This window comes from Microbacterium gawkjiense (assembly GCF_031932225.1).
Lineage (GTDB): Bacteria > Actinomycetota > Actinomycetes > Actinomycetales > Microbacteriaceae > Microbacterium > Microbacterium gawkjiense.
This window is the reverse complement of record NZ_JAUZVV010000001.1, coordinates 1,175,656-1,191,773: the sequence shown is the minus strand read 5'-3', so window position 1 is coordinate 1,191,773 and position 16,118 is coordinate 1,175,656. Positions and strand designations below refer to the sequence as shown.

General features: G+C 71.4%; 22 protein-coding genes. 4 read left to right on the top strand and 18 right to left on the bottom strand.

Annotated features, from left to right (window positions below; genetic code table 11):
* Window positions 1-11: 11 nt before the first annotated feature.
* Both Q9S71_RS05810 and Q9S71_RS05805 read left to right on the top strand, forming a co-directional pair.
* Window positions 12-737, top strand: coding sequence for an MIP/aquaporin family protein (locus Q9S71_RS05810; RefSeq protein WP_311861704.1), 726 nt, complete (start codon window positions 12-14; stop codon window positions 735-737).
* Window positions 734-1,138: an arsenate reductase ArsC gene (locus Q9S71_RS05805; protein WP_217528686.1), complete on the top strand. Its 405-nt coding sequence runs from the start codon at window positions 734-736 to the stop codon at window positions 1,136-1,138. The genes Q9S71_RS05810 and Q9S71_RS05805 overlap by 4 nt, the downstream gene beginning before the upstream one ends.
* 83 nt (window positions 1,139-1,221) lie before the next feature.
* Here the strand turns inward: Q9S71_RS05805 and rpsN are convergent, their stop codons facing one another.
* The 5 genes from rpsN to Q9S71_RS05780 all read right to left on the bottom strand — a co-directional run bounded on the left by rpsN (window position 1,222) and on the right by Q9S71_RS05780 (window position 4,109).
* Window positions 1,222-1,527 (bottom strand): 30S ribosomal protein S14, encoded by a 306-nt coding sequence (gene rpsN, locus Q9S71_RS05800; protein ID WP_217528687.1) that lies wholly within the window; start codon window positions 1,525-1,527, stop codon window positions 1,222-1,224.
* 4 nt (window positions 1,528-1,531) lie between these two features.
* On the bottom strand, window positions 1,532-1,702 hold the full coding sequence (gene rpmG / locus Q9S71_RS05795; protein ID WP_005051772.1) for a 50S ribosomal protein L33: 171 nt from the start codon (window positions 1,700-1,702) through the stop codon (window positions 1,532-1,534).
* Entirely contained in the window at window positions 1,702-1,938 is a 237-nt protein-coding gene (gene rpmB / locus Q9S71_RS05790; RefSeq protein WP_018187658.1) for a 50S ribosomal protein L28, read from the bottom strand. The genes rpmG and rpmB overlap by 1 nt, the downstream gene beginning before the upstream one ends.
* Window positions 1,939-2,111: 173 nt before the next feature.
* Window positions 2,112-2,750 carry a HEAT repeat domain-containing protein gene (locus Q9S71_RS05785; protein WP_064002677.1) on the bottom strand — a complete coding sequence of 213 codons (639 nt, stop codon included), beginning with the start codon at window positions 2,748-2,750 and terminating at the stop codon, window positions 2,112-2,114.
* A gap of 114 nt (window positions 2,751-2,864) precedes the next feature.
* Window positions 2,865-4,109 (bottom strand): MFS transporter, encoded by a 1,245-nt coding sequence (locus Q9S71_RS05780; protein WP_311861115.1) that lies wholly within the window; start codon window positions 4,107-4,109, stop codon window positions 2,865-2,867.
* A gap of 82 nt (window positions 4,110-4,191) precedes the next feature.
* Here Q9S71_RS05780 and Q9S71_RS05775 point away from each other — a divergent pair, with 82 nt between their 5' ends.
* A complete protein-coding gene (locus Q9S71_RS05775; RefSeq protein ID WP_311861114.1) occupies window positions 4,192-5,067 on the top strand; it encodes a LysR family transcriptional regulator in 876 nt (291 codons plus the stop codon).
* A gap of 92 nt (window positions 5,068-5,159) precedes the next feature.
* Here Q9S71_RS05775 and Q9S71_RS05770 read toward each other — a convergent pair whose 3' ends face one another.
* Genes Q9S71_RS05770 through Q9S71_RS05730 form a run of 9 tightly spaced genes read right to left on the bottom strand, consistent with a single transcriptional unit; the run spans window position 5,160 to window position 12,509 of the window.
* A complete protein-coding gene (locus Q9S71_RS05770; protein WP_311861112.1) occupies window positions 5,160-5,828 on the bottom strand; it encodes a DNA-3-methyladenine glycosylase in 669 nt (222 codons plus the stop codon).
* Window positions 5,825-7,213, bottom strand: a complete 1,389-nt coding sequence (locus Q9S71_RS05765; protein ID WP_311861111.1) for a hypothetical protein — start codon at window positions 7,211-7,213, stop codon at window positions 5,825-5,827. Before Q9S71_RS05765 ends, Q9S71_RS05770 begins: the two co-directional genes overlap by 4 nt.
* The gene (locus Q9S71_RS05760) at window positions 7,203-7,946 is read right to left on the bottom strand and encodes a TIGR03943 family putative permease subunit (RefSeq protein WP_311861702.1); all 744 of its coding nucleotides are present in this window, start codon (window positions 7,944-7,946) and stop codon (window positions 7,203-7,205) included. Before Q9S71_RS05760 ends, Q9S71_RS05765 begins: the two co-directional genes overlap by 11 nt.
* Before the next feature lie 16 nt (window positions 7,947-7,962).
* Window positions 7,963-8,994 carry a permease gene (locus Q9S71_RS05755; protein ID WP_311861110.1) on the bottom strand — a complete coding sequence of 344 codons (1,032 nt, stop codon included), beginning with the start codon at window positions 8,992-8,994 and terminating at the stop codon, window positions 7,963-7,965.
* Window positions 8,984-9,397, bottom strand: a complete 414-nt coding sequence (locus Q9S71_RS05750) for a Fur family transcriptional regulator (RefSeq protein WP_064002682.1) — start codon at window positions 9,395-9,397, stop codon at window positions 8,984-8,986. The genes Q9S71_RS05755 and Q9S71_RS05750 overlap by 11 nt, the downstream gene beginning before the upstream one ends.
* Before the next feature lie 9 nt (window positions 9,398-9,406).
* A complete protein-coding gene (locus Q9S71_RS05745) occupies window positions 9,407-10,306 on the bottom strand; it encodes a metal ABC transporter permease (protein ID WP_311861109.1) in 900 nt (299 codons plus the stop codon).
* Window positions 10,303-11,115, bottom strand: coding sequence for a metal ABC transporter ATP-binding protein (locus tag Q9S71_RS05740; RefSeq protein WP_311861108.1), 813 nt, complete (start codon window positions 11,113-11,115; stop codon window positions 10,303-10,305). The genes Q9S71_RS05745 and Q9S71_RS05740 overlap by 4 nt, the downstream gene beginning before the upstream one ends.
* Window positions 11,112-12,116 (bottom strand): metal ABC transporter solute-binding protein, Zn/Mn family, encoded by a 1,005-nt coding sequence (locus Q9S71_RS05735; protein ID WP_311861107.1) that lies wholly within the window; start codon window positions 12,114-12,116, stop codon window positions 11,112-11,114. Before Q9S71_RS05735 ends, Q9S71_RS05740 begins: the two co-directional genes overlap by 4 nt.
* 60 nt (window positions 12,117-12,176) lie before the next feature.
* Window positions 12,177-12,509, bottom strand: a complete 333-nt coding sequence (locus Q9S71_RS05730) for a DUF3140 domain-containing protein (protein ID WP_311861106.1) — start codon at window positions 12,507-12,509, stop codon at window positions 12,177-12,179.
* A gap of 140 nt (window positions 12,510-12,649) precedes the next feature.
* Between Q9S71_RS05730 and Q9S71_RS05725 the strand changes: the two genes are divergently transcribed.
* On the top strand, window positions 12,650-13,102 hold the full coding sequence (locus tag Q9S71_RS05725; RefSeq protein WP_311861105.1) for a BLUF domain-containing protein: 453 nt from the start codon (window positions 12,650-12,652) through the stop codon (window positions 13,100-13,102).
* Here the strand turns inward: Q9S71_RS05725 and Q9S71_RS05720 are convergent.
* From Q9S71_RS05720 to Q9S71_RS05705, 4 genes are read right to left on the bottom strand one after another with little or no spacing between them, the layout of a single operon-like run.
* On the bottom strand, window positions 13,089-13,346 hold the full coding sequence (locus tag Q9S71_RS05720; RefSeq protein ID WP_311861104.1) for a DUF6510 family protein: 258 nt from the start codon (window positions 13,344-13,346) through the stop codon (window positions 13,089-13,091). The genes Q9S71_RS05725 and Q9S71_RS05720 overlap by 14 nt on opposite strands.
* Window positions 13,343-14,077, bottom strand: coding sequence for an FAD-binding oxidoreductase (locus Q9S71_RS05715; RefSeq protein WP_311861103.1), 735 nt, complete (start codon window positions 14,075-14,077; stop codon window positions 13,343-13,345). The genes Q9S71_RS05720 and Q9S71_RS05715 overlap by 4 nt, the downstream gene beginning before the upstream one ends.
* Window positions 14,074-14,667, bottom strand: coding sequence for a molybdopterin-dependent oxidoreductase (locus tag Q9S71_RS05710; protein WP_311861101.1), 594 nt, complete (start codon window positions 14,665-14,667; stop codon window positions 14,074-14,076). Before Q9S71_RS05710 ends, Q9S71_RS05715 begins: the two co-directional genes overlap by 4 nt.
* 52 nt (window positions 14,668-14,719) lie before the next feature.
* Window positions 14,720-16,054 (bottom strand): dihydrolipoamide acetyltransferase family protein, encoded by a 1,335-nt coding sequence (locus tag Q9S71_RS05705; RefSeq protein WP_311861099.1) that lies wholly within the window; start codon window positions 16,052-16,054, stop codon window positions 14,720-14,722.
* Window positions 16,055-16,118 lie beyond the last annotated feature (64 nt).

The window sequence follows — 16,118 nt, the reverse complement described above, 5'->3', positions numbered from 1 at the left end:
GACCGCCGTTGATGCGCCGCCTGGCCGCCGAGTTCCTCGGGACCGGGATGCTGGTCACGGTCGTCGTCGGATCGGGGATCGCCGCGCAGCGACTGTCCCCGAACGATGTCGGCCTGCAACTGCTCGAGAACAGCCTCGTCACCGCCCTCGGCCTCGCCGTGCTGATCCTCCTGGTCGGCCCCGTATCGGGAGCCCATCTCAACCCCGCCGTCTCCCTCGCCGACTGGGTGCTGTCGCGCCGTCGCGCCGGCGGCCTCTCGTCGACCGACCTCGGCGCGTACGTCGCCGCTCAGATCACGGGCGGTGTCGCCGGCACCCTGCTGGCGAGCGTCATGTTCGACGTCGCCCCGACGCTCTCGACCACTCCTCGCGCGACCGCAGGGCAGCTGGTCGGCGAGGTGGTCGCCACTGCGGGACTGGTGCTGCTGGTGTTCGCCCTCGCGCGCACGACCACGACCGCTGTGACCGCCGCGGCGGTCGGGGCCTACATCGGTGCTGCCTACTGGTTCACCAGCTCGACCTCGTTCGCGAACCCCGCCGTCACCGTCGCCCGGATCTTCACCGACACGTTCAGCGGGATCGCCCCCGCCTCCGCGATGCCGTTCATCCTGGCGCAACTCGTCGGCGCCGCCGTCGGAGTCGCACTCCTTCTCGTCCTCTACCCGACGGCCGATCGCACCGCCGCTCGCGCCGTCGTCCCCATCCGACCCGACACCACACCGCAGGAGCACTCATGACCGACACCACCAAGCCCGCCGTCCTCTTCGTCTGCGTCCACAACGCCGGCCGATCGCAGATGGCCGCCGGTTACCTCCGCGCGATCGCGGGCGACCGCGTCGACGTGTTCTCCGCCGGCAGCGAGCCCGGCAACGCCATCAACCCGAACGCGGTCGCCGTCATGGCGGAGGAAGGCATCGACCTCACCGGCGCCGTTCCTCAGATCCTCACGACCGATGCCGTCCGCCAGGCCGATGTCGTGATCACCATGGGATGCGGCGATGCCTGCCCCATCTTCCCCGGCAAGCGCTACGAGGACTGGCAGCTCACCGACCCCGCCGGCCAGCCCATCGACGTGGTACGGGAGGTCCGAGACGACATCCGAGGACGGGTCGAAGAGCTCGTCGCGAGTCTCGTCTGACCGCGACGCGGCGAGCGGATCCACCTCCCGGCAAACGACGAAGCCCCCGTCCGAGGACGGGGGCTTCGTGCGGATGCTGTTGCTTACCAGCTCGACTTGGTGACACCGGGCAGCTCGCCACGGTGCGCCATCTCGCGGAAGCGGACACGCGAGATGCCGAACTTCGACAGGTGGCCGCGGGGGCGTCCGTCGATGGCGTCGCGGTTGCGCAGGCGCACGGGCGACGCGTTGCGGGGAAGCTTCTGCAGGCCGACGCGGGCGGCCTCGCGGGCCTCGTCGGTCGCGTTCGGGTCGACGAGGGTCTTCTTCAGCTCGGCACGCTTCTCGGCGTAGCGAGCGACGATGACCTCACGCTGCTTGTTGCGCGCGATCTTGCTCTTCTTGGCCATGAGATCAGCGCTCCTCTCGGAATTCGACGTGCTTGCGGATCACCGGGTCGTACTTCTTCAGCACGATGCGGTCGGGGTTGTTGCGGCGGTTCTTGCGCGTCACGTAGGTGTACCCCGTGCCGGCAGTCGAGCGCAGCTTGATGATCGGACGGACGTCCTGAGCCTTCTTCGCCATTAGAGCTTCACACCCTTCGCGAGGAGGTCCTTCACGACCGACTCGATGCCGCGGGCGTCGATGACCTTGATGCCCTTAGCCGAGACGTTCAGCGTGATCTTGCGACCAAGCGAAGGAACGAAATAGGTCTTCTTCTGCACGTTCGGGTCGAAGCGGCGCTTCGTCCGGCGGTGCGAGTGCGAGATGTTGTGACCGAAGCCGGGAACTGCTCCAGTCACCTGGCACACTGCTGCCATGGTGATGTCTCCTTAGTACCGTGAAGCCGGACGGCCCCACCCAAGATCCCTTGTCTGCACCCCGCATGCGGACACGGCTCAAGAGCCGTCTTCTGGAGGTGGGATGCGAACTGCGTGCTGGAGTGCGCGCAGACGAAGAGTCAGTCTAGCACGGCCGGGCGTGTCGCCTTGACTCAGGCCGACTCCGCCACCGCGACGACCGCCTCGGCGTACGTCACCTCGGGGTCGTCCATCAGCCGGGCGGTCACCGCGGCGTGCGCCCGCGTGTACGGACCACCGGTCGCCAGCGCCCAGTCCACCTGCGGCCGCGCCGGCTCACCGATCGTCGCGAACGCCTCGCTCAGGCTCCGCCGGGTGTCGTCCTCGCCGCGCGCGAACTGCGTCGCCAGCACGTCGGCGAGAGCGGATGCCTCGGCTGCCGGCACGTGCCGCGCCGCGGTCCGCCATGCGGTGCGCGCGACCGTGTCGTCGGCATCCTTCAGCAACTCGGTCGTGACGGCCGGCCACACCCGCGGTCCCCCGATCTTCGACATCGTGTGCAGCGCCTGCGCACGCACCTGCGCACCGCGCGAGCGCAGCTCACCGATCAGCAGGTCGAGCACCTCGTCGGCGTCGTGACGGGTCAGCGCCCAGGTCAGCATCTCGCGGACGAGGAACTGCGGCTCGATGCGGCACTGCGCCACCAGCACCGGGATGTACTCCGACCGCGGGTGCGTGCCCGCCGTCATCGCGGCCTGCACGCGCGCCGACGGATCCAGCGACGCGAGGGCGGCCTCGAGCCGGGCGGCGGCGTCGATCGGAGCGTCGGTCATGGGGGTCACCTCACGGAGTCGGGCGGGATGCGGCATCCCACCCTGTCCCGAACACCCGGGCACCCGCGCGTGTTCCCGCGTCGCTTCGCGGACGACGCCGCCGCCGGGCCCGCGTCAGCGGGCGCTCTCGCGCAGGACGACGGCGCCGGCCCAGACGGTGAGGGCCAGGACGAGCACGACGAACGTCAGGAACACCGGGACCAGCGGAATGACCAGCAGCGCCGCACCGACGGCGAGCGGCGGGACCGTCATGCCCGCGAAGGCCAGCAGGAAGATGCCCGAGGTGATCTCGCTGCGCGTGCGCGCATCGGCGAGCGCACCCGCGATCGCCAGCGCGCCGCGGAACAGCAGCCCCACGCCGGCACCGGCGACCACCCCGCCGGCGACGAACAGCGCACCCGACCCGACCAGGTCGGCCGCGCCGAGGAACACGAGCCCCGCCACCATCGCGCCGATGCCGACGCGCAGCTGGTCGCGCATCGCGAGACGCGCGAACACGACCTGCGCGAGCGCCGCCGCCCCGAACACCGAGAAGGTGACCGCACCCGCAGCAAGGCGATCGGTCTGCCCCAGGATGCGGGCGAGGAACGTCGGCGCGACCGAGCCGAACAGTCCCGTCACCGCGAAGGCGGCGAACGCGGCGACGCCGGCCGCCCAGTACGCGCGGCGACCCTCGGCGGGGATCCGCACCCGCTGCGGGCGGTAGCGGAAGGGCTCGGCCGGCCGCTCGACCGTCTCGGGAACCAGCATGTACGCGAGTCCGAGGCCGAGGAACGCGAGGACGAACACGACGTACGGCAGCACGAGCGGCGCGGGCGCGAACTCCGCGAACGCGCCGCCGATGAGCGGCCCGATCGCCAGACCGCCCATGTTGGCGATGCCCGCGACCGTCGCGGCGAACGCCGTGCTGTCGGGCCGGTGGGCGCGGCGCAGGTCGGCGAGGTGGGCCGTCGCCGACGCGGTGAGGATGCCGATGCCGAGACCCGCGACGAGGCGGGAGGCGACGATGCCGGCGGTGTCCTGCCAGAGCACGAACATGATCGCCGCGACGATCTCGATCCCGGTGGCGGCGAGGATCAGCGGACGCCGCCCCACCCGGTCACTGAGGTGACCGGCGAGCCAGAGCGAGACCATCACGCCGACCGAGTACGCCGCGAACATCACCGTGATGAGGAACGTCGGGAACCCGTCGCGCTCCTGGTAGACGGCGTAGAGCGGGGTGGGCACCGTGTTGAAGGCCATGAGCGCGAAGAAGGTCGCGGCCGTCACCCAGAACCCGGCGCGATGCGACAGACGCCGCGGCCGCCGGACCGCGAGGGTCGGCGCGGCGAGCGAGCGGATGTCGATCGTGCTGGTCATGCGTCGATGATGCGGCAACATCACGCATCGAGTCCAACGAATCTGTTCGAACGCAGTCATCGACGCGCTCTATGATCGCGGCATGGAGACCCGGCTGCTCGAGTACTTCGTGACCGTCGCCGACGAGCGGAGTGTGACCGCGGCATCCGCTCGTCTGTTCGCGGCGCAGTCCACGGTCTCGGCCGGTCTGCAGAGCCTCGAGCGCGATCTCGGGGTGCGACTGCTCGAGCGGACCACGAAGGCGGTGCAGCTGACGCCCGCGGGTGAGACGCTGCTGCCCCTCGCCCGCGCCGTGCTCGACGACGTCGCCGCCGTGCGCCAGGTCGCCGGCGAATCCGGGACGGGGCTGCGCGGCCGCATCCGCATCGGGACGTTCGCGGGCCTGCGGATCATCGACCTGCCGGGGTTCCTCGGCGGCTTCCGCCGGTCGCATCCGCTCGTCGACATCCGGCTGAGCGTGTCGCCGACGGGGTCGGTCGGCCTGCTCGACGACCTGCAGCGCGACCGGCTCGACCTCGCGCTCACCGCGGTCACTCCCCCGGCCGGCATGAGCGCCTGGGAACTCGGCGCCTACCCCTACGTCGCGCTGCTGCCGCCCGGGCATGCGCGCGCCGCGGACCGCGCGCTCGCCCTCGCCGACCTGGCGGGTGACGACTGGGTCGACGTGCTGCCCGGGTACGGCAACCGCGTGCAGCTCGAGACCGAGCTGGCGCGGCGAGGCATCAGCCGCCGCGTCTCGGCCGAGCTCGGCGAGCTGCCCGACGTGCCGCGCTATGTCGCCGCCGGCCTCGGGGTCGCCGTCGTGCCCGACGTCGTCGACACCGCGGGCTGCGTCACGGTGCCGCTGTCCGACCCCGTCCCGCCGTGGACGGTGTCGCTCACCGCCGGGCGCAGCGCCACGCGCCGACCGCACGTGCGCGCGCTGCTCGACGCGATCCTCGCGACCTGCGCCGCCTAGCCGTCGCTTCGCGAGGAGATGGAGGCTCCCGCGGGCCGAGCCGCGGCATCCGCTCCTCGATAACCGTCATCTCCTCGGCAACCGGCACCGGCTCAACCGCCGGCGGCCTCGCGCGCGCCGCGCCCCCAGCGGAACGCCGACACCGTCGGGTCGCCCGGGATCCAGAAGCGCCACGGGAACGCGTCCGTCCCGGCGACGCCCGCGACCCCGACGCGGGGTCCGGTCGCGATCCCGCCGAGCGGCTCCGCGCGCACGAAGAGCCGCGCACGCGCGCCGGCCTGCTCCGCGCCGGTGACGGCGTCGATGCCGTCGTGGATCGGATGCCGCAGCCCCACCGCGTCGCCGAGCCGACCCGGTCCGCGGGCCAGGTCGCGCGCGAGGCGCGCGGCGGGACGGCGGGCGTGCGCGGCATCCTGCCCCTCGACGACCTCGCCCGCGCGCAGCAGGATTCCGCCGGCGACACCCTCGGGGCCGCACACGACGTTGACGCACGAATGGATGCCGTGGCTCAAGTACACGTACAGGTGGCCGGGTTCGCCCCACATCGTCGCGTTGCGGGCGGTCGGACCCATGCGCGCGTGCGAGCCCGGGTCGGCGAGCACGCCGGTGCCGCGCCCGTGGTACGCCTCGACCTCGGTGATCCGCAGCGCGACGAGCCCGCCCGCCGTCGTCACCCGCAGCTCCCCACCGAGCAGCGTCGGCGCGACGTCGGCCGGGAGCCCCTCCAGGGCCTCGCGGGTGGCGGGGACGAGGGCACTCACAGCGCCGGGGCCTTGCGACACCAGGAGATGTCGAATCCGCGCAGCGCCACGACCTGCGTGCCGTCGAGCGTGTAGATCCGGGTCTCGAGCTTCGTGGGCAGCGGCAGCAGGTACCCGTCGTACGTGTCGGTGACGATGTCGGGCGCGACGACGAGGGCGGCGTACCGGCCGCTCGGCGACACGCACGTCTGCAGCAGCGCGTCGGTCGGCGCGACCTCGGCCACGGGGGTGGCGGCACCGTCGGCATCCACTCGTGTGACCGTCGTCGCGAGCGGCGTCATGCCGTCGAAGGGCGTGAGGGCGCGGAGGGTGGAGCCGTCGGCGAGCGCGGTCACCGACCCGGTCTGGCCGAGGTCGGCGGGCGTCGGCGGCAACGGCTTCTCGTCCGCGGTGGTCAGGTCCACCACCGCGGGGCCGTCGACGCGCTCGATGAAGGCGGTCGTTCCAGCGAGGTCGTCGATGCCGATCGCGTTGCCGAGCTCGACGGGCGCCCCGCCGGAGGGCGAGACGAGGCTGAGCGCGCCGTCGAAGGTGAGCATGAGGATGCTGTCGGTGCCGGGCACGAACCGCCAGTCCTCGACGCGCGGGTCGGCGCCCGACACCGCGATCTCGGCGGGCTTCGCGCTCGGGTCGGCCGTCGACCCCGTGAAGAGCAGACTCTCGCGTCCGCCGGATGCCGAGAGGTCGGCATCCGTGTACGTGTACCCGATCGTGTTGCCGCGCTCGGCGCTCTGCAGGTTGGTGACGATCCCGGTGCCGGGCAGGGTCAGCTCCTGCGGGTGCGACCCGTCGGCGCGCGTGACGACGAGGTGCGAGGTGCCGTCCTCGAGGGTCGAGACGACGAGGTGCCCCGCGGTCGAGCGGAAGTCCTCGATGTGGTCGGCCTCGAACACCGGGGTCGCGTCGCCAGCGAGGTCGACGCGGTAGATCTTGTCGCCGCCCTCGCTGCGCTGCAGGACGAAGGCGTGCAGCTTCGGGGTCGTGAACGACTCCTCGATCGTCGAGGTCGGTCCGCCGCCGACACCCGCGAGCCCGTCGATCCGGATCGTGTAGGTCGTCTCGTCCCACAGCGGGTCGGTGAAGCGGATGCCGACGCTGCGCCCCGAGGTGTCGACGGAGAAGGATGCCGCCGGCGTGACGGTGACCTGGGCGGCATCCACCTCCTGCAGCGACTGCGTCGTCTCGAAGATGAACCGCGACCCCGCCGACGAGACCGCGGCGGTCGCATCGGACTGCACCGAGGTCACCCGCGGCCCCTGCAGCGTCGTCACGACCCCGGCGGCGACGGCGACGACGCCGAGCACGATCACGACGGCGACGACGCGCAGCGAGAACCCGCGGGCCAGACGACGACGGCGCTGGGCCCGGCGGCCGTCAGAACTCATACGGGTCCTCGGGCTCGTCGACGGGGGTGACGGATGCCGCATCCACCCGCAACTGCCCGTCCACGTCGCGGATGGTGCCGGTGACCGTGACCCACTGGCCGTCGCTCGGGATCTCGCCCGTCGCGACCGGCAGACTCGCCGGCTGGGCGTCGATGACGCAGTGCGTGATGATCAGGCGCGTCAGGTCGAAGCCGTCGTCGCCGGGCGCGGCGAAACCGGTGAGCGAGATCTCGGTGCCGTCGAACACCTCGGGATCGGTCGCGGTCGCGAACACGCTCGCCCAGTCGCCGATGCCGAACGACGCGGTGTCGCCGGTGATCGCGAGCGCGACGGTGTCGGCACCCTGGAACAGCGGAGCAGCGCCGGTGTCGCGCGACGCGGCGAGCTCGGCCGAGAGCGTCGCCGGCGGGACGACCAGCATCGTGCCCGCGAAGCCGAGCGCGAGCACCCCGCCCGCGGTGGTCGCCACGGTGCCCGCGAGCCGGCGGGGCGAGCGCGGGGCGTGCTGGTCGTGGTCGTGGTCGTGCGCCGGTTCGTCGCCGTGGTCGTGGCCGTGATCCTCGGCGGCGCCGAGCGGCAGCAGGACGCTGAGCACGACGCCCACGAGCACGAGCACCGCCATCGACACGGCGAACCACGACGAGTCGGGGTTGATGTAGAGCCCGAGCCGACCGGTGACCGCGAGGGCGATCGTCAGGGCGGCGACGGATGCCACGGCGCCGACGCCCAGCATCCGGAACCAGACCGTGTCACGCAAGGAGGTTCACCACCCCTCCGATCGCGGCGGCCGCGAGGACGACGGCGACCACCAGCACACCGAGGACGCGGGTGCGGAAGGTCGTCCGCAGGAGGGCGAGCATCTTGACGTCGACGAGGGGCCCGACGAGCAGGAACGCGACGATCGCGCCCGGGGTGAACGTCGAGGCGAACGACAGCGCGAAGAACGAGTCGACGTTCGAGCAGATCGACACGATCATCGCGAGCAGGATCATCGCCGCGATCGACAGCGCGGGGTTCGATCCGATCGACAGCAGCACGTCGCGCGGCACGACGACCTGCACGGCTCCGGCGACCGCCGACCCGATGATGAGCGCCGGCATGACCGCGCGCAGCTCGACGACGAACTGGGCGAGGCTGCGCCGCCCGCGGTCGCCAGTCACGCCCTGCTCGGCGAGGCACGCGTCGCGGAAGCGGTCGGTGACGAGGGCGTTCTGATCGGGATGCCGGCTGTACAGCCACCCGATGACGTTCGCGATGAGGTAGCCGCCGAGCAGGCGGGCGACCAGGATGCCGTCATCGAACCCGAATGCCTGGTGGGTCGTGATGATCACGATCGGGTTGACGATCGGCGCCGCGACCAGGAAGGTCAGCGTCTCGGCGACCGAGAAGCCGCGCATCATGAGCCCGCGCGCGAAGGGCACATTGCCGCACTCGCACACCGGGATCAGCATGCCGAGCAGGGAGAGGACGGCGCGACGGCCCCAGGGGTTGCGCGGCATCCACCGTTCGATGACACCCGGCGGCACCCACACCTGCACGACGATCGAGAGGATCACGCCGAGCACGACGAACGGCAGCGACTCGATGAGCACGCTGAGGGCGAGCGTCAGCCCGTCCTGCGCGCGGGTCGGGAGCTCGGGCGACGGGCTCCACAGCGCCACCCCGATCAGCGCGAGGACGGCGAGGAACCCGACCCCCAGCCAGAGCGCGCCGCGACCGGCCGACCCCGCGGGGGAGGTCGACGTCGAACGCGGCTCCGCGGGGCGGGCCTCAGTCCGCACGGGCCCCGGATGCCGCTGTGCGGGCGCAGTCCGCGCACGTGCCGAAGATGTCGACGACGTGCTCGGCGTCGGTGAACCCGTTCGCCGCGGCGATGCGCTTTGCCCACGTCTCGACCTCGTCGGCCTGGATCTCGACGGCCTTGCCGCAGACACGGCAGATGAGGTGGTGGTGGTGTCCCGTGCTGGCGCACGCGCGGTAGATCGCCTCGCCGTCGGGCGACTGCAGCTGGTCGGCTTCGCCGCTCGCGGCGAGGGTGGCCAGGGCGCGGTAGACGGTCGCGAGCCCGATGCCGGTGTTCTCGTCGCGCAGGGCGGCGTGCAGGTCCTGGGCGCTCACGAATCCGGGGGCGTCGGACAGCGCCGAACGCACGCGCTCGCGCTGCCAGGTGTTGCGCTGGGCCATGGCCGGATTCTACGCCCGTGTGCTGGCGACGGCCTGGGCGCCGTGGGCGGCATCCGTCCGCTGCACCCGCCCCCGACGGTCGCCGACGACGCGGCAGACGAGGTAGATGACGAACGAGATCGTCGTGATGTAGGGGCTGACGGGGAGGGTGCCTGCGACGGCGAGCAGGATGCCGCCGACCGCCGAGACCACGCCGAAGAGGGCGGCCAGCAGCGGCACGGCGACGGGACCGTGCGCGATGCGGGCGGCGGCCGCGGCGGGCGTCACGAGCAGGGCGAGGACGAGCAGCGCGCCGATGATGTGCACGGCGACGGCGACGGCGAGACCGAGCAGCAGCATGAAGGCGAGCGAGATCAGCCCCGTCGGGACGCCGCGGGCGGCCGCCGACTGCGGGTCGAGCGAGTCGAAGCGCAGCGGTCGCCAGATGAGCAGCAGCGCGACGAGCACGACGGCGGAGATGACGATCAGCCACGTGAGCTGGTCGGACTGCACCGAGACGATCTGCCCGGTCAGCAGGCTGAACCGGTTCGCGCTGCGCCCGTCGTAGAGGGCGAGGAAGAGGATGCCGAGGCCCAGACCGAACGGCATGAGCACCCCGATGATCGAGTTGCGGTCGCGGGCGCGCGCGCCGAGCCACCCGATGAGGGCGGCGGCGACCATCGACCCGACGATCGACCCGGTGACGACGTCGGCTCCGATCAGCAGCGCGGCGGCCGCCCCCGCGAACGAGAGCTCGCTGATGCCGTGGACGGCGAACGCCATGTCGCGCTGCAGCACGAACACCCCGATGAGGCCGCCGACGAGGCCGAGGATCGACCCGGCCCACACCGAGTTCTGCACCAGCGCGAGGATCTCGCCGTAGACCGGCACGCCGCCGAACATGGCGTTCGCGATGTCGTCCCAGTTCATGCGTGGTCCTCGTGATGGTGGTGGGATGCCTCGGCGTCGGGCGCGCCGACCACGACCAGACGGTCGCCGGCGCGCAGCACGAAGACCGGCGCGCCGTAGAGGTCCGTGAGCACCGGCGAGGTGAGGACGTCCTTCGGCTTCCCGAGCGTGAAGCGGCCGTTCGCGATGTAGAGGATGCGGTCGACCTTGCCGAGCAGCGGGTTGATGTCGTGGGTGACGAGCAGGACCGCGGCCCCGCTGCGGCGGTGCCGGTCGATGAGCCCGACGACGGCCTGCTGGTTGGCGAGGTCGAGGCTCGTCAGCGGTTCGTCGCACAGGAGCAGCCGCGGGTCGTCGGCGAGGGCCTGCCCGACCCGCAGGCGCTGCTGTTCACCGCCGGAGAGGATGCCGACGGGCCGGTCGGCGAACTCCGTCGCGCCGACGGCGGCGATCAGTTGGTCGACCCGCTCGCGGTCCTTGCGGCGCGGGATCGGCGGACCGAAGCGGTGCCCGTTGACCCCGAGCGCGACGAGGTCGCGTCCGCGCAAAGCCGTGTCGCGCGGCAACGGCCGGGTCTGCGGGAGGTACCCGATGCCCCGGTTGCCGGCGCGGTGGACGCGCTTGCCGCCCACCTCGACCGTGCCCTCGCTCAGGTCCTCGAGGCCGAGGATCGCGCGGAGCAGGGTCGTCTTACCCGACCCGCTGGGGCCGAGGACGGCGATCAGCTCGCCCGGCTGCACGTCGAGGTCGAGGCCGCTCCAGAGCTCCCGCCCGCCGCGGCGGAGCGCGGCGCCCCGGATGCGGAGGGGGATGTCGTGGGGGCGGGTCACCGAGTCAGGCTACCGGCCAGCTCGTCGATGTTCTGCTGCATCCACTCGAGGTAGGTCAGCCCGTCGGGCAGGAGCTCGGTGAACTTCAGCACCGGGATGTCGGCCTTCGTCGCGAGGCCCTCCACCTCGCTCGTCTCGGCGCCGCCGGTCTGGGCGTTGACGATGACGGTGCGGACCTCGCCCGAGCCGAGGATCTTCGTCGCCTCGAGCATGGTCGCGGGCGGGACGTCCTGGCCCTCTTCGACGGCTTCGCTGAACGCCTCGGGGGTCGCGTTCTCGAGCCCGGCCGCGGCCGTGAGGTACAGCGGGACCGGCTCGGTCACGAAGATCTTCTCGCCCGCGTGGTCGGCCTTGATCTTCTCGAGAGAGGTCTCGAGGCCGGCGATGCCGTCGATGAGCTTCTTCGCGTTCGCCTCGAAGGTGCCGGCCTTGGCGGCATCCAGGTCACCCAGTTCGTGGGCGATGTCCTCGACGACGTGCTCCATCGTGTGCGGGTCATACCAGACGTGCTCGTTGAAGCCTTCGATGTGGTCGTGGCCCGCGTGGTCGTCGCCCTCGGCGTGGTCATCCTCCTCGGCGTGGGAGTCGCCCTCGGCGTGCGCGTCGTCGGAGTGCCCCTCGTTGCCGGGGTAGTCGTGCGAGTACTCGACGGCGGTGATGACGGGGGCGGTGGTGCCGCTCGCATCGATCAGCGCGTCGACGAACGCGTCGTAGCCGCCGCCGTTCTCGATGACGAGGTCGGCCTGCGACACGGTGAGCTGGTCCCGCGCCGACGCCTCGTACGAGTGCGGGTCCTGCGAAAGCGAATTGACGATCGAGGTGACCTCGACATCGTCGCCGCCGATGGCCTGGGCCAACGAACCGTAGACGTTCGTCGACGCGACGACCTTCAGCCGGTCGTCACCGCCGCCCGCTGCCGGGCTCGTCGCGGTGGCACAGCCCGCGAGCACGAGGACCGATCCGACGGAGAGGGCGAGCAGTGCGGGCACACGTGAGGTCATGCCGCGAGTCTACGCGGTGTTGATAATCGTTCTCAAATCGTCGAGCTGCTTCCCAGGGCCCTACTTGAGGGGGTCATGACCCCAGTTCATCAGGGAGAAGCGCCAATCCGTGTCCTCGACATCACCCTTCGGGCGCTGCTTCGAGTGGCGGGCGACGTAGCCGTGCACCTTCTTCATGTGCGCGTAGTCGGAGTCCGTCAGGTCGGCCTTCTTCTTCCGCAGGATCTTCACGATCCTCCGCCCCGACGCGTGCCCGGTCGACTCGCCGCCGCCCGACTTCTGACCGACGCTCTTCGATTCGTCGGTGTCGAGCCATTTCTCGATCTCGGCCGCCGTCATGTTGACCGCCTCATCGAAGTCCGTCGTGATCCGCTGACGTTCGTCCTCGCTCATCCCGCAAGTCTTCCGCGGGCCCTTGGCGCATGACCACGGGCTTGCGCAAGAGCCCCGAGCCGGTTTTCGCCGCCTGTTACTGTCATCGGACCGGGGGCACCCGCATCCTCCGGCGCGCCACCACTCCGGGGAGTTCGAGCATGACCGAGCAACTGACCTTCATCGTCTATGCGAGCCGTGCGGCCGAGCCCTTCGATCACGACGACCTCGTCGCCCTCCTGAGCCAGAGCCGCGTGAACAACTCCCGCGACGGCATCACGGGGATGCTGGTCTACCGCGACCTCGACTTCATCCAGATCCTCGAAGGACCGGATGCCGCGGTCCGTGCACTCCTCGAGCGCATCGGGCGCGATCCCCGCCACACCGACGTCCGTGTGCTGCTCGATGAGCAGACGACCGAGCGCAAGTACGCGGCGTGGTCCATGGGCTACGAGCCGACAGCCCCCGGTGACGGATCGGACGGCGCGGTCGACGCCCTCCGGACCGCCGACGACGATGCGACGACCCGCGAGTCGGCGGACGCCCTCGGCGGATGGTTCCACGGCAGGGCGGGCGGCTCGACCGACCGACCGGCTCCGGTCAGCCGCGGGTGAGCGACACGTACGCCAGGCCCGACAGGTTGACGAGCACGTCCGTCGGTGTCCGCACGACGACAGCGAGCACCCCGCCGCATGTCTCGCATCTCGCGACGGCCCCCATCTCCGTCACGTAGGCGTGCGCCCTCGCGAGGACGGCGCGATGTCGGCATCCTGCGCACTGTCCGATCGCGTCGGTGAACTCGATGCCGAAGACGTCGGCGAAGGTGCCGGCGAGGGCGTTGCCGTCGAGGTGCGTCATCCACTGCCTCCGAAGCGTTCGGTGCGTATCCGCGCGGGGTCGTGGCCGAGTTGCGAGAGCCAGCCGGCGACCGTCTCGACGAACGGCGTGGGCCCGCACACGTAGATCCGCGGCATGGCCGTGGCCGGGAAGACGGACGCGGCGAGGGATTTCCCGGTCAGCCGACCGGGGGGCCGCGCCGCCGTGGCGGGGGCGCGACGCGTGTGGACGACGTCGATGCTCGTCGCCGTCAGTGCGGCGAGTTCGTCGGCGAAGAAGACGTCGTCCGGCGTCCGGACCGAGTACAGCAGCCGGAAATCGGGCCCTCGCGCCTCGCGCTCCCGTGCGGCGGCCATGGCGTAGAGCGGCACCACTCCCGAACCGCCCGCGATGAGTTGCACCGGCGCGAGGTCGGGATCGTCCGGCGTCCAGACGAAGTAGCGACCCAGCGGTCCGTGAACTTCCAGCTCGTCGCCCTCGACGAGATCGTGGACCAGGTACGGCGAGACCTCACCCGAGGGCACCTCGTCGACCGCGAGGACGACCCGTGTCGCCGGTCCCGACGACGCGATGGAGTACGACCGCGACGCCTGATAGCCGTCGGGTGCGGTGAGGCGGATGTCGAGATGCGAACCCGCGTGGTTCCCCGGCCACGTGGGGACCTCGATCTCGAGACGGACCGCCGACGCGGTCTCGGGGCGACGCGAGACCACACGGCCCACGTGCCACCCGGCGCGGAACCGCTCCGTCACCAGTAGCGTTCCTCGCGCCACGGGTCGCCGCGGAGGTGGTAGCCGTTCTGCTCCCAGAACCCGGGCTCATCGGTGGGCATCATCCGCATCTCGGCGACCCACTTGGCGCTCTTCCAGAAGTACAGATGCGGCACGAGCAGCCGCGCCGGCCCGCCGTGCTCCGCCGTCAGGGGCTCGCCGTCCGCCTCGGTCGCGATCCACGCCTGACCCTCGAGCAGATCGTCCAGGGGGAGGTTCGTCGTGTAGCCGTCGTGGGTGCGCACCATGACGAAGTCGTAGGAGGTCTCGACGTCCTCGAACAGCCGGTCCACCGAGACACCGCGCCATGCCATTCCCAGGCGCGACCAGTGGGTGACGCAGTGGATGTCGGTACGGATGTCCTCGACGCCCACCTCGTGCAGGGTGCCCCAGTCCCAGCGGTGCTGCGCGCCCGTCTCGGTCGTGATCGTGAACGACCATTCCTCCGGGGCGATGTCGGGCGTCGGGCCTGCCGTCAGGACGGGCCAGTCGTCGACGAGCGTCTGCCCCGGAGGCAGCCGCGGATCGCCCGTGCCGCGTCGACCGCCGAACCCGCGATTGATGACCGCCATGGGAGATGCCTACCGCGTCCGCGGGGGTGCCGTCAACGAGGCGGTGGGCTCGTCAGTCGAGCAGCAGCGCCGGCTCCTCGAGCACCGAGGCGACGTCGGCGATGAAGCGGCTGATGCCGTCGCCGTCGATGACGCGGTGGTCGAACGAGCCCGACACCGTCGTCACGAACCGCGGACGCACCTCGCCGTCGACGACCCACGGCTTCTGCCGGATCGTGCCCATGGCGATGATGCCGGACTCCCCCGGATTGATGATCGGGGTCCCGGCATCCATCCCGAAGACACCGATGTTCGTGATGGTGAAGGTGCCGCCCTGCTGGTCGGCGGGCGTCGTCTTGCCGTCGCGCGCCGTCACGGTGAGCTTCTCGAGCGCCTTCGCGAGGCCGCGCATGTTGAGGTCCTGCGCGTCCTTGATGTTGGGGACGAGCAGGCCGCGCGGCGTCGCCGCCGCGATGCCGAGGTTCACGTAGTGGCGCACGCGGATCTCGGCGCCGTTCTCGGTCTCGACCCACGCGGCATTGATCATCGGGGTGCGACGCAGCGCCCAGATGACCGCGCGCGAGAAGATCAGCAGCGGCGAGATCTTCACGTCGGCGAAGTCGGGCGAGGCCTTCAGCCGCTTGACGAGCTCCATCGTGCGGGTCGCGTCGACGTCGGTCCAGACCGACACGTGCGGCGCGGTGTACGCGCTCGAGGTCATCGCGTTGGCGGTCGCCTTGCGCACGCCCTTGACGGTGATGGCCTCTTCGCGGGCGTCCGCCGGTGGCGCCGACGGGGCGGGGACGGATGCCGCGGGTGCCGCGACGGGGATCGACAGCTCGCGCTCCTCGGGCAGCTCCGGCGTCGCGATGTTGCGGAACACCGACGCCTGCTCGGCGTGACGGACGACGTCCTCGCGGGTCACCTCGCCGGCGGCGCCGCTCGGCGTCACGTCCGACAGGTCGACACCCAAATCGCGCGCGAGCTTGCGGATCGGCGGCTTCGCGACGACGCCGACCGCCTTCGTCACCGGCTTCTCGGCCGGCTTGCGGCGGCGCGACTTCACCTCGCCCCCGGTGCCGTAGCCGACGAGCACCGAGCCACCGGGCTCCTCGGCGGGCTTCTCGCCGTGCTCGGAGCGGCCGATGTCGGCATCCGGCTGTCCCTCGCCCCCGGCGATCGTGATGATCGCGGCGCCGACCTCGACCGTCGCGCCCTCGGCGGCGAGGATGTCGCCCACCGTGCCGCTGAACGGCGACGGCAGCTCGACGAGCGACTTCGCCGTCTCGATCTCGACGAGGACGTCGTTCACGTCGACCGTGTCGCCCGGCGCGACGCGCCACTGCACGATCTCGGCCTCGGTGAGGCCTTCGCCGACGTCCGGCAGGTGGAAGGTCTGCGTGCTCATGTCATCTCCATCCCCGCGAGACTGCAGACGCGCGCCGAAATCGCGGGCTGAAACCGCAGTCTCG

Coding starts and splice junctions, on each gene's coding strand:
- Q9S71_RS05725 (WP_311861105.1), top strand. CDS start 12,650: ATGACCGAGCAACTGACCTTCATCGTCTATGCGAGCCGTGCGGCCGAG.
- Q9S71_RS05780 (WP_311861115.1), bottom strand. CDS start 4,109: ATGACCAGCACGATCGACATCCGCTCGCTCGCCGCGCCGACCCTCGCG.
- Q9S71_RS05705 (WP_311861099.1), bottom strand. CDS start 16,054: ATGAGCACGCAGACCTTCCACCTGCCGGACGTCGGCGAAGGCCTCACC.
- rpsN (WP_217528687.1), bottom strand. CDS start 1,527: ATGGCCAAGAAGAGCAAGATCGCGCGCAACAAGCAGCGTGAGGTCATC.
- Q9S71_RS05750 (WP_064002682.1), bottom strand. CDS start 9,397: ATGGCCCAGCGCAACACCTGGCAGCGCGAGCGCGTGCGTTCGGCGCTG.
- Q9S71_RS05765 (WP_311861111.1), bottom strand. CDS start 7,213: ATGAGTTCTGACGGCCGCCGGGCCCAGCGCCGTCGTCGTCTGGCCCGC.
- Q9S71_RS05775 (WP_311861114.1), top strand. CDS start 4,192: ATGGAGACCCGGCTGCTCGAGTACTTCGTGACCGTCGCCGACGAGCGG.
- rpmB (WP_018187658.1), bottom strand. CDS start 1,938: ATGGCAGCAGTGTGCCAGGTGACTGGAGCAGTTCCCGGCTTCGGTCAC.
- Q9S71_RS05735 (WP_311861107.1), bottom strand. CDS start 12,116: ATGACCTCACGTGTGCCCGCACTGCTCGCCCTCTCCGTCGGATCGGTC.
- rpmG (WP_005051772.1), bottom strand. CDS start 1,702: ATGGCGAAGAAGGCTCAGGACGTCCGTCCGATCATCAAGCTGCGCTCG.
- Q9S71_RS05730 (WP_311861106.1), bottom strand. CDS start 12,509: ATGAGCGAGGACGAACGTCAGCGGATCACGACGGACTTCGATGAGGCG.
- Q9S71_RS05785 (WP_064002677.1), bottom strand. CDS start 2,750: ATGACCGACGCTCCGATCGACGCCGCCGCCCGGCTCGAGGCCGCCCTC.
- Q9S71_RS05710 (WP_311861101.1), bottom strand. CDS start 14,667: ATGGCGGTCATCAATCGCGGGTTCGGCGGTCGACGCGGCACGGGCGAT.
- Q9S71_RS05810 (WP_311861704.1), top strand. CDS start 12: ATGCGCCGCCTGGCCGCCGAGTTCCTCGGGACCGGGATGCTGGTCACG.
- Q9S71_RS05805 (WP_217528686.1), top strand. CDS start 734: ATGACCGACACCACCAAGCCCGCCGTCCTCTTCGTCTGCGTCCACAAC.
- Q9S71_RS05745 (WP_311861109.1), bottom strand. CDS start 10,306: ATGAACTGGGACGACATCGCGAACGCCATGTTCGGCGGCGTGCCGGTC.
- Q9S71_RS05720 (WP_311861104.1), bottom strand. CDS start 13,346: ATGACGCACCTCGACGGCAACGCCCTCGCCGGCACCTTCGCCGACGTC.
- Q9S71_RS05760 (WP_311861702.1), bottom strand. CDS start 7,946: ATGCTGGGCGTCGGCGCCGTGGCATCCGTCGCCGCCCTGACGATCGCC.